This is a genomic window from Acinetobacter sp. SFD (assembly GCF_001647575.1).
In the GTDB taxonomy this organism is placed as follows: Bacteria; Pseudomonadota; Gammaproteobacteria; order Pseudomonadales; family Moraxellaceae; genus Acinetobacter; species Acinetobacter pecorum.
The window spans coordinates 519075-535660 of the sequence record NZ_LSZJ01000001.1; the positions used below are offsets into that span (position 1 = coordinate 519075).

The window sequence follows — 16586 nt, forward strand, 5'->3', positions numbered from 1 at the left end:
TGTTTTCATTGTTAATTTAAAATAAACCTTACTAAATTTAAGGCTTTAATTGGATTCTTAAACCTGAAAGGCAGCCAGAAAACTGACTGCCTTGAAAATACGCTGATATTAGAATTTATAGGTATAAGTAGTGGCTACACGGTATTCCTGCAGATCTGGTTTTGCCGGATTGGCAAAATTCACATCAATATACATCCCCTGTACGCCTAAACCTTTTAATTTACCTTCTGGCACAGTGTAGTTGATGATCGCATTCACCTCATCGGTATTGAAGTTCTGACCTTGATAAGCCCCAGTACCTTTCTGATCGTATCCTTTAAAATAAATCGCTGTAGCATTCAGGCCCTTCAAACCGACTTCAGAGAAGTCATAGCCATAAGAAACGTTCCATGATTTTTCTTCTGGTGCAGTAAAGGTTGCTACTCCCCAGTTCGCCAGATAAGGCTGTGGCACCCAGCCACCTAACGTCGGGAATGCACTATCGCCAAACATTTGCTGGTAACCCACACCGACGGTATGTGCTCCATGATTCACTTTTGCAGCTACAGATAAGGCCTGATTGTCGATCTCACCATATAGCTTATCGCCAGATTCGGAGTTATTGAAATAACGGACATTGCTGTCTAATCTGGTTTTTTCACCCCACTGGGTTTTATAACTCAGGCCCAGATAATGCTGCTGGTAAATGTCCTGAACATCGGCATACCAGTAACTTGCGCCCACTTCTTTGCTGAGCTGATGGTCTACACCTGCAATCCACATACCGTCAGAAACTTCACCATTATCGTAATAGTCTTTGCCTCTAGCAGGCGCAAACAAGGTTAAATCACGGAACTGATTGTCGTAACGGTTATTGATTTTATCCACATACGCCAAAGTCAGTTTAGTATCTTTAATCTCTTTGGATTCTAACCAGGCACCGCTATAAGTCGTCAATAACTGACGCGATGGATCGAATACCAGAACAGGAGATACCGGAAGTAACTCCCCTACTTTTAATTCAGTCTGTGAAATTCTGGCTTTCAACGTTGCACCAATTTTACCGAAATGGTCTTTTGACTCCTTGCCATCATGCGGTAAAACCCAGTCTGGATTGCGATCACGAGCTTTGAGTTTGACTGCATGCTGAACCAGAACATCAGCCCCGACCTGCACCCCGGCACCGATATCATGATAGCCAGACTTGGCATCCAGCGTTATACCTTGCGACCATGAACCCCAGTTACGTGCCGAATAATTATCCTGATATTGGCGGTCTAAATAGAAATTTTTAAACTTCAGTTGAACATTGCTGTCGTCAATAAAATCTGCATTCGTTGCAGTTGTCCCTAAAGTTGCTGTCGCAGCAAGTATTGCTATCCATAAATTGTGACGATGCATGATGAGTTCCCCATTCAGCAGATAAAATCCATGCCGCCATCATGCGTAAGTCAATTTCAATAAAAAATCCGACTACAGTATTAAAGTTTTCCCCCTTTGACTCTTCATATTACCGAGTCCTATTTAAGCGATAAATCTCTTAGATTTTAAAGCGATTAATAAAAATAAAAAGTTGACCAGACATTTAATTCAATTTTTTGTTTCTTCTATTAATAAGAGCAAATTTTTAAAAAACTTTAAAATACCAGTTTTTATTTATCGTTTTTATGTTTAAGGAAATTATCAGAATTATCTTTAATAAATAAAGTTTAATAAAAATAATATCTCATGCTATCGTTTTAATATATTACTAATATCCAAATATAACTCGCTAGATCTCTTTCAACTCCTCAACATTTTGATTTAAATATCCAAAAATAAATATTTTATCTACGAATGTTTCTTCTTCATGCCAAGTTCAACAAAGATATCAATACAGCTCAAAATTTATAATAAAAACATGAATGAGGACTTACCTTATTGCATCTCAAACGACATTTAGCTGTTGTGGTCCTGGCTATAGCATTCCTACTTTTGAGTTCAAGGCTGGCTATTCTTTACTGATGGCAGTATTGAGCCTTGCTGAACCAGTACGGATTTACTTACACTTCGGCCGGCCATCTTATTTGACCGCGGCATGGGCATCATCGCTCATTGAAGAAAAAGTTCTCAAATAATCATCCAACTCTTAAGGATGGCAATGCTGAAAGCAATAAAAAAGCGCCCTTTCGGACGCTTTTTTTCACATCAACTTCAAGCCATTAAGCTTGTAATTCACGTGCTTTAGACATCGTCAAAGCTAAATCTTCAATCATGTCTTCCTGACCGCCAACCGTACCACGGCGACCAAGTTCCATCAGGATTTCACGCGCAGATACGCCATATTTCGCTTCAGCACGTTTAGCAAACAATAGGAATGAAGAATAAACACCCGCATAACCTAAAGTCGCCGCATCACGGTCCGCACGAATTTGATGTGTCATCATTGGAATGATAAGGTCTTCTGCAACGTCCTGCACTTTAAACAAGTCAACGCCTGTTTCCATTTGCATACGGTTCGCTACCGCAACAAACAATTCAAGTGGCGTGTTACCCGCACCTGCACCAAGACCTGCTGAGGCCAAGTCAACACGAGTTGCACCTGCTTGTACTGCTGAAACAGAGTTCGCAACACCCATACCTAGGTTATGGTGACCGTGGAAACCAATTTCGATATCAGAACCAAGGTTTTCACGTAGAATACCAACGCGATCAGTCACGTCTTGTGGCAGCATGTAACCCGCAGAGTCAGTCACATACACACAGTTTGCACCGTATGACACCATTTTTTGTGCTTCTTCGAGCAATTTTTCTGGAGAAGCCATGTGCGCCATCATCAAGAAGCCCACAGTGTCCATACCCAATTTACGTGCAGCAGTAATATGCTGTTCAGATACGTCTGCTTCAGTTGAATGTGTTGCAACACGAATCGTTGCTACACCAACGTCATGTGCCATTTTCAAATGATCAACCGTACCAATACCAGGAAGTAAAAGTGCAGATACTTTCGCTTGTTTAAGGTTTGGAATCACCGCTTTCAGGTATTCTTCGTCAGTTGCTGCGGCAAAACCGTAGTTTACAGAGTTACCGCCAAGACCATCACCATGTGTCACTTCGATTAACGGTACACCCGCGTCATCAAGTGCAGTTGCAATCGCAACCATTTGCTCAGGTGTAGTTTGATGGCGCATTGGATGCATACCATCACGTAAAGTCATATCATTAATAATAATTTTAGACATGTGGTAACTCCTTAAGCTTCAGCTGCGTTTAAAACACGTTCTGCAAACATTTCTGCTGTACGTGCAGCTGCTGCAGTCATAATGTCAAGGTTACCTGCATATTTAGGTAAGAAGTCACCCAAACCTTCTACTTCTAGGAAGATAGAAACACGGTTACCATCAAATACTGGACCATTCACCAGTTTGTAACCTGGTACATATTTTTGAACCTCGAGGATCATCGCGTGAACAGATTCAGTGATCGCTGCTTGATCCGGCTCGCCTTCAACTAGGCAGTGAACAGTGTCACGCATCATTAACGGTGGCTCAGCCGGGTTAATAATGATGATTGCCTTACCTTGTTTCGCGCCACCCACTTGTTCAATTGCACCTGCAGTTGTACGTGTGAATTCGTCGATGTTTTTACGTGTACCTGGACCTACAGATTTTGTAGATACAGTTGCAATGATTTCACCGTATTCAACTGGTTGAACACGTGAAATTGCAGCAACCATCGGAATCGTTGCCTGACCACCACATGTCACCATGTTCACGTTTGGCACTTCACCTTGTTCAAGCAATGCTTCAAGATTGACTGGTGGCACGCAGAATGGCCCAATTGCAGCAGGTGTTAAGTCAATCATGAGCACGCCAAGTTCATTTAACTTACGGCTGTTTTCTGCGTGAACGTATGCAGAAGTCGCATCGAATGCAATTTTGATGTCATCTTCAAGAACGTGAGGAAGAAGACCGTCTACACCTTCAGCAGTGGTTTTTAAACCCATTTTCGCAGCACGCGCAAGACCTTCAGAAGTTGGGTCAATCCCCACCATCCATACTGGCTCTAACCATTCGCTACGTTGTAATTTATAAAGCAGATCCGTACCAATATTACCTGGACCGATCATTGCACATTTAATCTTTTTCATGAATGTACTCTCAATATTTTCTTATTCAGCAGCAAATGCAGCTGTTACTGAACCAAAGCCTTCAATCTCAACAACGAATTCATCGCCTGCATGGGCTACAACCATTGGACCAAGCGCACCAGTCAAAATGATGTCACCTGCAAGTAATGGACGACCACGGCGTACCATTTCGTCAGCCAACCAAACTGCGGCATTTAATGGGTTTGCAAGACACGCTTTACCTACACCTTGAGACACGACTTCTTCACCGCGAGTCATGGTCATTTTGCAATTTACAAGGTCAAGATTATCAAGTTTCACAGGACGTGAACCCAACACGAAAGCCGCTGAAGATGCGTTATCAGCAACCGTATCGATTAGACTGATTTTCCAGTTTTCGATACGGCTATCCACGACTTCTACTGCAGGAAGTGCATAGTCGGTGGCACTGATAATGTCTGCATAAGTGTGTTTTTCTTTGGTTAGATCTGCTTTGATCACCAATGCAATTTCTGCTTCAACTTTCGGCTGAATCAGAAGGCCGGCCGGAATCGCTTCACCGTCACCGTATGCCATATCCGCGAACAACATACCAAAATCAGGCTGGTCTACACCCAGTTGTGCTTGAACGACTTTAGAAGTCAAACCAATTTTACGACCGACCAGACGGCGACCTTCAGACAAAGCACGTTCGGTATTCACTTCCTGAACGGCATAGGCGATATCTACGTCAGCACTTTCACCGCCAAGTTCCGGGCGAATTGGTGTGATCGCGGTTTGTGATAATTCAGCGCTACGCAGTGCTTGTGCAACTGATTCAACGACAGCAGAATTCGACATCAATGTTTCCTTAAACTGCAAAAATTAGGCTTATGCTGGAATCTGACAGGACAGAAAATATGCACATAATCAGGCTGATCACGTGCATGACCTACCTTTATCAGAGTGAGCATAGGAGTAAACGGTTTTAGGATGGGAAAAATCCGGCATTTGTGCCAATAGTTATTTTATTTTTTGCTATAGCTATTATCTATAAGGACCAATTATAAAAATTAATATAAAACAAAATCTTAAATCTTAGAGTAAATCATCATTTAGCAGAATAGTGACCATAACCTGATTCCAGAAAATCAGTATAATTATGGCCTTAGACTAAAAGATAAGAATAAATGCTTAAATCTGCAGCATTCCCCAGCCAATTTAAACCTGGGAAATCAGTTCTTTTTACTGTAACCAAGATAATAAATTAAACGGCCTGTTTCCATTGGACTTTAGCCAATAGTTCTTTATGTAAAGCAGCCACATCGTCCACGATACTGGCCGGATTAAATTGCGCCAGAAGTTCAGGCTGATGCACGCCATAACTTACGCCGATACTTGGCATGGCTATATTCATGGCCATTTCCAGATCATAGGAGGTATCGCCAACCATGATCGCTTCATGTGTCTCTACACCGGTTTCAGCCAGAATTTCCTGCAGCATAAGTGGATGAGGTTTGGAGCGGGTCTCACTGGCAGCACGCGTGCTGATAAACAGGGCCTCACTGTTGGTCTGTCTTAATACACGATCCAGACCTTTACGGCTTTTTCCTGTGGCCACTGCCAGCTTGATACCTTGATCTTTTAATGCATATAACATTTCAGATATGCCCTCAAACCAGGCATCCTCAACCGAGTTCGCGACATAGTGTTCTGAATAGGCCTGTAAAATATCGCTATGTAATTCTGGCACACCTGGAAAAAGACGCTGTGCAACTTCAGGTAAACCCAGCCCAATAATACTCTTCGCATCTGCAGCAGTTAAAGGCTGCTGAAATTGCTGTGCGACAAATTGCAGGCTTGCCACAATCTGACCGACAGAATCAAATAAAGTGCCATCCCAATCAAAAATGACCAGTTTTACAGGTGAGTTCATCTAAGGTTCCTAATATTTGATTCAGTCTAAATCCACCCCGATCCTCCTTTGAAAAAGGAGGGAGAACGGCATACAGGTATTCGCTACTCGATTGCGACATGGATGTCGCTGTAGATCTGTGGCGCAAGGACGCGCCATCAGATCTACAAAAGATTTTTGTTACTTTTCATCTCTGAAAAGTAAGCCAACGCCCACACAATGCTATTCGAATAAAACAAATACCTATTGCAGCATTGCCTTAATTTCACATTACGATAACTTTTCAAATCCCCCTCACTCCTCTTGAAAAAAGTAGGACATCAAAGAGGATTCATTAAAAAGCTAAAAATTACTCATCATCTGCTACGGTCGTTACAACCTTATCCGCTTTCTGTGCTCTTAACTGCGCCACCAGACTCTGCATATCTTCTGGCAATGGCGCTTCAATGGTCGGATACCCCGGAATTTCCAGACGCATTGCATGCAAGCATAAACGGCGTGGTTTTGGACCACGATATTCTGTTTCATGACCGTATTTTTCATCACCGACCAACGGATGACCAATACTTAAACCATGTACACGAATCTGATGGGTACGACCAGAAAGCGGAGATGCGTAAACCAATGTGGCATGCATAAAACGTTCTTGCACGTTCCACTGGGTTTTAGACTCCTTGCCTTCTTTCGGTGACACGCAGACCCGGCGTTCGCCGTTGGCCAGCTCATAACGATGTAAAGGCGCATCAATCAGCTGCTTGTCTAAAGTGACCTGTCCTTTTACCACCGCTGCATAAGTTTTTTTGATCTTATGTTCACGCAGCATGTCTTGCAGATTTTTAAGCACACTGCGCTTTTTGGAAATCATCACCAAACCGGAAGTATCACGGTCAATCCGGTGAATCAGTTCCAGATATTTTTTACCGGTTGCGGCACGCAAGCCTTCAATCAGGCCATAGGCTACACCGCTACCGCCATGCACGGCAATTCCTGATGGTTTGTTGACGACCATCAGGCCCTCATCTTCATAAATCACGCGAGCAAGCAGGCCTTGTGCGACCTTGTCCGAAACAGGGGCCGCGGTTTCGTCTTTCTGCTCATAGCGGATCGGTGCAACGCGAATCTGATCGCCGATTGCGAGTTTGGTTTCTGCTTTAATGCGTTTTTTATTGACGCGAACCTGGCCTTCACGAATCAGACGATAGATACGACTTTTTGGCACACCTTTCAGACGACTAAACAAAAAATTATCGATACGTTGTCCATCTTGATGTTCATCCACTTCAAACCAAGTGACGTTTTGCCATTGTTGCGTAGAATTCATACAGTTACTATGACCTAAAAAATACTAAAATTGATTAAAAACTGATCATTTAGGTTATGCTTTACACAAGAAACATAAGCTTAGCCCATAGGCAGATGATGCAAGGTTTGATATAGTCAGCGCACGGAAACCATCGTTTGTGAGTAAAAATTAAATCATTTCAGATTTTTCTGAACTTGATTGTTCAATTAAAGACTCACATGATACGAGAAGGTCCCCAAAGAATTATGCCACGCCGAAGGCTTATTATATCGGCAAACAAAGCAAACTGTTGCGTTTAATTGTACCTCAGGTACATAAATCAGTTTGTCTTAAAAAATATGTCGCCAACCTAGTTGGTTTTTAAACGTAAACTGATACACATCAGATTAGTCGCAACCTGAAGACGACTTCAGGCTACAGCGTTGATGCATTGGATCTGCACAGTTTGTAAAGATACGACGACAATTCCGTATCAAGACACTTTCTATAAAGAAGGGATGATCTTCGAGCAATGTGACAGTGAAAGTTACACACATCCAATGTACCGCTCGTCCGCCAGTGAAGCGTTCAGGTGACTTTAATCCGTTTAAAGATTGAAGCCGTATTGCCATCATCAATACGTGAATCAAAACCGAAGCCCATCTATATTAAATAGAGCTCGGTCATAAAAGACTCAAACCACAATGAAATTCATTGCAGATTTGAGCCATTGATCCGTGATGTGTGATGTTTGCTACGTGTATAGCGATTTTTTGCTGTGTATCACTATAAGGTGTTACACCCATGAAACGTATGTTGATTAATGCAACACATGCCGAAGAAATTCGCGTTGCACTTGTCACTGGTCAGCGTCTTTACGATTTTGATTTAGAAAATCGTACCCGTGAACAAAAAAAATCCAATATCTACAAAGGTCACGTGACTCGCGTTGAACCGTCTTTAGAAGCTGTATTCGTTGAATACGGTGCAGGTCGCCAAGGCTTCCTGTCAATGCGTGAAATCGCAAATTCTTATTACAAAGCCGACCCTCGCCAGACTTCAAATATCCGTGAACTGATCACTGAAGGCACCGAACTTCTGGTTCAGGTGGAAAAAGAAGAACGTGGCAACAAAGGCGCTGCCCTGTCTACCTTTATCTCTCTCGCCGGCCGTTATTTGGTCTTGATGCCAAACAATCCGAAAGGTGGTGGTATCAGCCGTCAGATCTCGGGTTCAGTGCGTGAAGAACTGAAAGAAATGCTGGCTTCTTTAAACGTGCCACGCGGCATGAGCGTCATCGTGCGTACAGCCGGGATCGGTCGTTCACAGGAAGAACTGCAACTCGACTTGCAACACTTGCTCGACCTTTGGGCACAAATCCAGAAAACAGCAAGTTCTGGCCCTTCTCCAATGTTGGTGCATCAGGAAGCGGGCGTGGTAACACGTGCCATTCGTGATTACTTACGTGATGACGTTGCAGAAATCCTGATTGACTCTGAGCAAGCTTATAACGAAGCCTATAACTTTGTAAAAGCGGTGATGCCACTTCAATTAGACAAATTAAAAACTTATACCTTAAATGAGCCTCTATTCGCTCACTTCGGTATCGAAAGCCAGATCCAAACGGCTTATGAACGTGAGGTGAAACTTCCTTCTGGTGGTTCGATCGTGATTGACCAGACTGAAGCGTTGGTGTCAATTGACATTAACTCAGCAAAATCAACCCGCGGTAGCGACGTTGAAGACACTGCGTTGAACACCAATATTGAAGCAGCAGAAGAAATCGCGCGTCAACTGCGTTTACGCGATATCGGCGGTCTGGTGGTGATCGACTTTATCGACATGACCAAAGATCGTAACCAGCGCATGGTTGAAGCGAAACTTCGTGAAGCCACTCAAAGTGACCGTGCCCGTATTCAATTCGGTCAATTATCACGTTTTGGTTTAATGGAAATGAGCCGTCAACGTCTGCGTCCTTCTCTGGAAGAAGCGACTGGCTACGTTTGCCCACGCTGCCATGGTACCGGTATGGTACGTGATCTTCGTTCTTTATCCCTGTCGATTATGCGTAAAGTGGAAGAGATTGCCCTGCGTGAACGTCATGGTGAAGTTCAAGTCGAAGTTCCAGTCGAAATCGCGGCTTTCTTATTGAATGAAAAGCGTCATACCCTGGTATATTTGGAACAGACGTCAAATGTGCGTGTTACTGTGTTGCCGCATCCGCATCTGGAAACACCGCATTATGAAATTACCTATAATGCCGAAGGCTTTGCACCAACCAGCTATGAACGTACTGAAGCAACTCGTTCAAGTGAAAAAGAGCTGGGTTATGAGTCGTCTGAATGGCATTTAGAAGAAGAACAACATACGCATGCTGCTGCGCCAGCGCCTGCCCCACAGCAAAATAACGGCAGAAACAATAAACGCCGTAATAATCAGCAAAACCCGAGTGTACAGCAAGCCCCTGTTGTTCAACCGGCTCCTGTCCAAGCGCAAGTTGCTGCACCTGCAACCAGCCCATGTGCATGGTTAGAAAACCTGTTTGTACAAAAGCAAGCTACGACTGTTGATCAATCGCGTACCGCCAACAATGCAGCAGCAGCGATTGAACAGATGATCAATGGCGGTGCAGTAAGTCGTGGTCAGTTTGGTCACGTCGCAGCACCTGTGGTGGCACAGCCCGCTGCACAACAGGTACAAAATCATGTACAGCCACCTGTACAACAACAAGTTGTAGCACCTGCGAACAATGCTTATTTGGTACCATCAACAGTAGCCCATAAGCAGGAACGTGATGCTACAGAAAAACCAGCAGAGCGTGAGGAAAGAACGCCTCGTCACAACAATAAAAAGCCGCGCAATCCGAAGCACAGAGAGCCGCGTGAGCAGGTTCAGTCTGAAGCCTCTGCTCCTCAGCAACACCAGGTGCATGAAGAAGTCGTTCAGGTATCTCGTCAAGAGCAACGTCATGAAGCACGTGAAAACAAGCGTAATTCTCGCCGTCAGCATCACAACGAGCCAACTCAGCAAAATGATGTTCAAACCAATGAACAGTCACAACAGGCTGTACCACGTCGCGACCGCCGTAACCAGCCACGTCAGGAACGTCCAAATCGCCACCGCGATCCAAGCGTGCTGAATGAGCAGGCATCACAAACTGTACCTGCTGTTGTTGAGGCTCCAGCAGTCGATGACAAACAGCTTCGTGTTGAATTGGTCGATGCGCCACGTCAAGACGTGATGGCAACAGCTATGGTGGTGAATATTGACCAGGCGAAAAGCGAAATCGTGGCATTGAATGACAATGCTGCAATTGTAACGCCAGCGGTTGAAGTTACTGCTCCAGCAGATGCGCCAGTTGAAGAAGCTGCTGCTGAAAATGTGGTGGAAGCTACACTAACAGCAGTCGACGAGAAAGCTGTGCCAGCTGAAATCAGTGCTGAAAAACCACGTGCCAGCAACGATCCGCGTCAGCGTCGTCGCCAGCAACGTGAACGACACTCTCAACAGCCGGCAGTTCAGCAGTTGACCCCGTCACAAGTGCCAACTCTGGGCCAGTTCACCATTGGCAGCCTGATTCGCCATGTCTATGGTGAAGACTGCTCGGTGCTGATTGAGCAGTTTGGTTTGTTGCCAACGTTCAACCGCGCTTTAGAGAAGTTCACAAAAGAGTACAACGCGAGTCTGGTGCGTGCAGCAACGCCTGCCACAGAGAAAAAGCCAGTTACTCGTGATGTTCAGGTGACAGTAACCAAGGTGGAAGTAGAACCGGCTCCAGTTCTAGATCTGACACCACCAAAACCGGTGTCGGACAAACGTGTCGCAAACGATCCACGTGAGCGCCGCCGTCTGGCTAAACTGGCTGCTGAACAAGCCTTACAGCAAGCCAAACAGGCTAAAACAGAAACAGCTCCGGTGGTTGAAACTGCGCCTGTAGCAACTGAAGCGCAAGCAGAGCCTGCCCCACCTATGGTAACTGAAGCTGCAGTGCAGGAAGTAACTACTGAACAAACCGTAAATACTCAGCCAGCTGAACAAGCAACTGAAACCACGGCACAAGTGGAGGCTGCTCCTGAAACTGAAGTAGTAGTTACTGAAACTCAGGCTGAAGATACTACCCCAGTTGAAGCAAATACTGAGTCAGAAGTATCTGAATCAGAAGCACTTATGGTAGAGACCCAAGACCAGGCCGAAGTAGAGGCAGAGAAAACTGAAACCAGCGAAGCTGAAAAAGTGGAGAAGCAGGCCGCTCGCCCACGTCGTCCACGTGGTCGTCCACCGAAAAAAGCAAATACTGCAACTGAATCATAATTTGCTCAATTGCAGTCATATAAAAAAACCTAGTCATTTCGGTGACTAGGTTTTTTTTGCTAGATTTAGTCAGAATAGGTTGATTGCACTAGCTTTTTAACGCTAAAAGATGGATAGCTCGCCTACTGTATATAAATCGAACGTATCGGATATGAAAAATAAATAGGATTCTCATGACCCAAATGAAACCACATGATCTTATTGGTATTGCAGATGTTGCTGCCAAACTCCCGACTTTCTTGACCAAAGTACCCCATTTACTTACTGGTCTAAGACAGGCGTATTTACGTACTCCGAATACACCAGCCGGGCTGGGTCTGGCTTTTGAAAAAGCAACCAAGCGCAACCCGGACGGTATCGCCTTGCGTTTTGAAGACCAAAGCTACAGCTATGCCGCTCTCAATGCCTGGGCCAACCAGATTGCACATTTCTATCTGTCTTTGGGTGCCAAGAAAGGTGATGTCGTAGCTGTAATGATCGAGAACCGACCTGAACTGATTGCCAGTGTGATTGGTCTGGCTAAACTGGGTGTGACGAGCGCTTTGGTCAATACCTCACAAGTAGGCAAGGTATTGGCACATAGTATTAATCTGGTCAAACCAATTGCCCTGATCGTCGGTGAAGAGTGCGGTGAGGCTGTGAATGAAATTCGTAATGACCTGAATATTAGTGGTGAACGCCTGCACTGGTTTGCAGATCAGAATACTCAAACCGATCCGGGTCAGGCACCGGAAGGCTTCGTTAACCTGGCTGAAAAAATTGATCTTGCTCCAAAATTCAATCCGCCGACTACCCATTCAGTACAAGGCAAAGACGGGCTGTTCTATATTTATACCTCAGGCACTACCGGCCTGCCCAAAGCGGTCATTTTTACCAATGGTCGCTGGACCCTCGCTTATGGCACCTATGGGCATGTGCTGAATCTCCATAAAGATGATGTCATGTACTGTACCCTGCCACTTTATCACGCTACTGGCATGGTCGTGTGCTGGTGTGGTGTCATTGCAGGGAGCAGCACCCTGGCCATTCGGCGTAAATTTTCAACCTCCTCTTTCTGGAAGGATGTGAAAAAATTTGATGCCTCTGCGATTGGCTATGTCGGTGAGTTATGCCGCTATTTGATGGACGCTCCCCCATCTGAACTGGAGAAAGGTCACCGCGTGACCAAGATGATTGGTAACGGGATGCGTCCGAATATCTGGGACAAATTTAAATCCCGTTTTGGCATTCAGGAAGTGCTGGAACTGTATGCGTCCAGTGAAGGCAATGTCGGTTTTAGCAATATTTTCAATTTTGACAATACCGTCGGTTTCTCCCCGACACCTTATGCCATTATTGCTTTTGATAAAGATAAACACGAGCCGGTACGGGATGCCAAAGGACACTGCAAGCGGGTGAAAAAAGGTGAAACTGGTTTACTGATTGGTAAAATTACCCGTCGTTCACCTTTTGATGGTTATACCGACCCTGAAAAAAACAAGTCAGTCATCATGCAGGATGTATTTAGCAAAGGTGATGCTTATTTCAATACCGGAGATCTGGTACGCAATATCGGCTTCCGTCATGCCCAGTTTGTCGATCGTTTAGGTGATACTTTCCGTTGGAAAGGTGAAAATGTTTCTACAACTGAAGTGGAAAACATGCTGACTGAGTATGACAAAATCGTTGAAGCCGTAGTTTATGGTGTAGAAATTCCAAATACCAATGGTCGTGCCGGTATGGCTGCGATTACCCTGAAGCCCGAGGTAGAATTAAATGATGCAGATTTAGCCGCCATGGCTGCTTGTTTTAAAAAATGCTTACCGGCTTATGCGGTACCCGTATTTCTGCGTATACAACAGCAGGTTGAAACTACAGGCACCTTCAAATACCAGAAAAATAAATTGAAAGAGCAAGCATTTGATCCAAGTAAAACCGATGAACGCCTGCTGGTGTTATTGCCAGGTGCAACTGCGTATTCGGAGCTTACAGCAGAGGTTTTTTCCAATATCCAGGCCTATCAATATCGCTTCTAAGTACTGAAGTTGCCTGTTTTTTGTTTAGATAAAGCATAATTGTTGTATTTATAATCAAACATGGGCAACTTTGTTATTTTTTACTTGCGCTGCAATGAGATCTTGCTACAATACGCTCCATCAAACAAAGTGGTGCTTTGAGCTATTTAGCTTGACTTGCACTGCATATTCAAACCTAGTTTGAATACTGGTTCAGGGCCGTTAGCTCAGTTGGTAGAGCAGTGGACTTTTAATCCATTGGTCCCGCGTTCGAGTCGCGGACGGCCCACCATTTCTTTGATATCCCTTGATGGGCCGTTAGCTCAGTTGGTAGAGCAGTGGACTTTTAATCCATTGGTCCCGCGTTCGAGTCGCGGACGGCCCACCATCATTCTAAAACATCAAGTTTTAGAAACCTCAATAATCAAATTCATTTTGATTACCCAGAATGGGCCGTTAGCTCAGTTGGTAGAGCAGTGGACTTTTAATCCATTGGTCCCGCGTTCGAGTCGCGGACGGCCCACCATTCTTTTCCAAGAATGCCCTCTCAGATTTACCTCTTTATATTTTAATTATTAAATACGATTTCTGCTCGTGTATTTCTGCATCCAGATTTTAAGCTCACGTGTCTAACAGCTCATATTTATTGTATTAATTTAAATCTTCTTTGAATAACGTCTTAGACTGGATCGACCAACTTTATCTGACATTATGGTTCGATATGAAAGGAAGTATCTTTGACCAGTTCATAGGCTTTCGAAGGTGCCGGATAACCCCGCTCAAATAATTCGCGGTTGGTCTTTTCCTTCTCACTGTAAATTTTTTCCAGATTCATAACCAGATGGTTCGAATCCTTAATCGTATAATAAAAACTCGCCCCTTCTTTACGGTTTACGACCAATTCAGTACGTTCCGGGTTGATCGACCAGCGATCCTTACGATAGGTGGTATTATGAGCTGTGCTGCTTCTCGTATTATCAATAAATACTTTGCCATACTGAAAAATACTACGGTGTACCGTACCATCCGGCAGTAAAGCCAAAATATATTCTGCCTTACCTTCTGTACAAGGTGCGAAACGCCCATCACAGTCAATTTCGGTATGATAGCGACCAACAAATGTTTTGGCATAATCGGGTACAGTTGTCGGATTTAGATCTGCCTCAACTGGAACAGCAGCCTGCCCTACGGCCTGAGTTAAGGATTTGGCACTGACTGCGACTACACCTGCGGTCGTATTGGCAGCAGAAACCTTGACCCCTTCTTCTTCTACAGCCTCTTGCTGATCTTCCTGTTCAGGCTTGACTTGATGCTGGTCACAGGCCTGCAAAATCACCACGCTTCCCAGTATCAGGCTACATTTAAGAAAATTGCTTGATGTAAAACGTGATATATCTACTTTCATTTTTTTAACCGACCCAGACCTAAAACATGGCGAGTAAAAAACACACAGCAAAGCTGATGAACTTTACATAAGAGTTCAATAGAATTTTCTATATGTTAGTGACTCTTAGACCGGGTTTTAATCTTTCTTAACATTACTTAACGATTTTATTTGTAATCAGCACTTTAAAAAGTTCGATCTAACGCCATTTCTTTTAATAATATGGATCTATTTTGTGGATTCAAACGTATTTTATCAGGAGATTTTAATGGCCAATGTTGGTTTATATCGCTCTAACCGCTCAAACATGATTGCAGGTGTGATGGGCGGTATTGCTGAACGTTTTGGTTGGAACGCAAATTTATTACGTCTTATCTTTGTGCTGGTTTCAGTGATGAGTGCCGCTTTTCCGGGTATTCTGGTTTATCTGGTACTTTGGTTAATCATGCCAAAACAACCGTACAGTATTGCACATGATAGCGCTTATCAATCCCAGGGCTATAAAAATCCTGTACGTACCGTTAATCAGGATAAGCGCGATTATTAAGGTGTATAGGAAGGTTTAACTAGCGTTCCTGATAGGTTTCATCGAAGAGCTTCCTCCTTTCACCCCAGTTAAATGGGATGAAATTTTGATGCCACGGTAATTTCCCCAAGTTATCGTGGCTTTTTTTTGCCTATATTTTTTGTTATTTCTTAGCTGTATTACAGCTTTTCACTTTCTTTCTCAGTTGAATTCACGATAAGTTCAATGTTCTAATTTTTGAAATGGATTTCACATGACTCAGGCAGAATGGATAATGCTGTGGCTCTGTGCCGTAGCAGCCCTGCTGCATGGTTTAAGCGGCTTTGGCTTTCCCATGATGAGTACGGCTGTTCTATCCAGTGCATATCCGCTTAGTATCGCGGTTACTCTTGTCATTCTGCCCTGCCTGCTGCTGAATCTGATCATGCTAAATGCCGATCCTGCACATAGCATGTTGAATAGCATTGGCTATTATATAAAACGCTACTGGCCACTGATACTCAGTAGCCTGATCGGCAGTGTACTCGGGGTCAAGCTGTTACTTTGGCTAAATGAGGCTTATTTAAAACTGTTATTGGGTCTGGTGATTGTATTTTATGTCTTGGACCAGTTACGGGCACGACCCTTGCAAGTTAGTCCACATATTTCCAGCATGCTCTGTTTTGGTTTACTGGCCGGCATCATTGGAGGTGCGACCAATGCCATGGCACCTTTTCTGATGATGTATCTGATGAGTTGCCAGCTGTCTAAAACAGATATTGTCATTATCAGCAATCTCAATTTCATTGCAGGTAAACTGATCCAGCTGTTTTTACTGTTTCCAATTCTGATCACGCTGGAAACCCATCAACAGCATATTCTGATCGGGATCAGCCTATTCGCCCTTGCTGGTGTCTGGATCGGAGGCAAAATACGCCATCGTTTGTCTCAGCAGCACTTCAAATGGATTGTCCTGGCTTTACTCTTTGGCTTGGGCCTGTATGCCCTATGGCAAAGTACTGGATTATTACAACAATCTGGTTATAGTATCTTTAAATAGGATATTTTTTAAGCAAAACCAAATTACAAATTCAAAGTTAATATAAAAAATGATGTAAATAAAAACCTT

Annotated in this window: 11 protein-coding genes and 3 tRNA genes; 7 read left to right on the forward strand and 7 right to left on the reverse strand. The window is 44.0% G+C overall.

Annotated elements, in window-relative coordinates:
* Nucleotides 1-108 precede the first annotated feature (108 nt).
* The 6 genes from AY605_RS02530 to AY605_RS02555 form a co-directional block, all read right to left on the reverse strand.
* Complete coding sequence (locus AY605_RS02530; protein WP_064094896.1) at nucleotides 109-1380, reverse strand: OprD family outer membrane porin; 1272 nt, start codon at nucleotides 1378-1380, stop codon at nucleotides 109-111.
* A gap of 800 nt (nucleotides 1381-2180) precedes the next feature.
* Entirely contained in the window at nucleotides 2181-3200 is a 1020-nt protein-coding gene (gene dmpG / locus AY605_RS02535) for a 4-hydroxy-2-oxovalerate aldolase (RefSeq protein ID WP_064094897.1), read from the reverse strand.
* An 11-nt stretch (nucleotides 3201-3211) separates the two neighbouring features.
* A complete protein-coding gene (locus AY605_RS02540; RefSeq protein WP_064094898.1) occupies nucleotides 3212-4108 on the reverse strand; it encodes an acetaldehyde dehydrogenase (acetylating) in 897 nt (298 codons plus the stop codon).
* 21 nt (nucleotides 4109-4129) lie between these two features.
* Nucleotides 4130-4927, reverse strand: a complete 798-nt coding sequence (locus AY605_RS02545) for a 2-keto-4-pentenoate hydratase (RefSeq protein WP_064094899.1) — start codon at nucleotides 4925-4927, stop codon at nucleotides 4130-4132.
* A 406-nt stretch (nucleotides 4928-5333) separates the two neighbouring features.
* Nucleotides 5334-6002, reverse strand: a complete 669-nt coding sequence (locus AY605_RS02550; protein ID WP_064094900.1) for an HAD-IA family hydrolase — start codon at nucleotides 6000-6002, stop codon at nucleotides 5334-5336.
* 328 nt (nucleotides 6003-6330) lie between these two features.
* On the reverse strand, nucleotides 6331-7302 hold the full coding sequence (locus AY605_RS02555) for an RluA family pseudouridine synthase (protein WP_064094901.1): 972 nt from the start codon (nucleotides 7300-7302) through the stop codon (nucleotides 6331-6333).
* A gap of 765 nt (nucleotides 7303-8067) precedes the next feature.
* Between AY605_RS02555 and AY605_RS02560 the strand changes: the two genes are divergently transcribed.
* The 5 genes from AY605_RS02560 (at nucleotide 8068) to AY605_RS02580 (ending at nucleotide 14094) form a co-directional block, all read left to right on the forward strand.
* Complete coding sequence (locus tag AY605_RS02560; RefSeq protein WP_064094902.1) at nucleotides 8068-11574, forward strand: Rne/Rng family ribonuclease; 3507 nt, start codon at nucleotides 8068-8070, stop codon at nucleotides 11572-11574.
* A gap of 173 nt (nucleotides 11575-11747) precedes the next feature.
* Complete coding sequence (locus AY605_RS02565; protein ID WP_064094903.1) at nucleotides 11748-13589, forward strand: long-chain-acyl-CoA synthetase; 1842 nt, start codon at nucleotides 11748-11750, stop codon at nucleotides 13587-13589.
* A gap of 195 nt (nucleotides 13590-13784) precedes the next feature.
* Nucleotides 13785-13860, forward strand: a tRNA-Lys gene (locus AY605_RS02570).
* 20 nt (nucleotides 13861-13880) lie between these two features.
* Nucleotides 13881-13956, forward strand: a tRNA-Lys gene (locus AY605_RS02575).
* Between the two features lie 62 nt (nucleotides 13957-14018).
* Nucleotides 14019-14094: transfer RNA gene (locus AY605_RS02580), tRNA-Lys, on the forward strand.
* 183 nt (nucleotides 14095-14277) lie between these two features.
* On the opposite strand, the gene AY605_RS02585 is transcribed toward AY605_RS02580, so the two are convergent.
* Nucleotides 14278-14973, reverse strand: a complete 696-nt coding sequence (locus AY605_RS02585) for a hypothetical protein (protein WP_064094904.1) — start codon at nucleotides 14971-14973, stop codon at nucleotides 14278-14280.
* 247 nt (nucleotides 14974-15220) lie between these two features.
* On the opposite strand from AY605_RS02585, the gene AY605_RS02590 reads away from it, so the two are divergent.
* Nucleotides 15221-15499: a PspC domain-containing protein gene (locus tag AY605_RS02590; protein ID WP_064094905.1), complete on the forward strand. Its 279-nt coding sequence runs from the start codon at nucleotides 15221-15223 to the stop codon at nucleotides 15497-15499.
* 232 nt (nucleotides 15500-15731) lie between these two features.
* A complete protein-coding gene (locus tag AY605_RS02595; protein WP_064094906.1) occupies nucleotides 15732-16517 on the forward strand; it encodes a sulfite exporter TauE/SafE family protein in 786 nt (261 codons plus the stop codon).
* Nucleotides 16518-16586 lie beyond the last annotated feature (69 nt).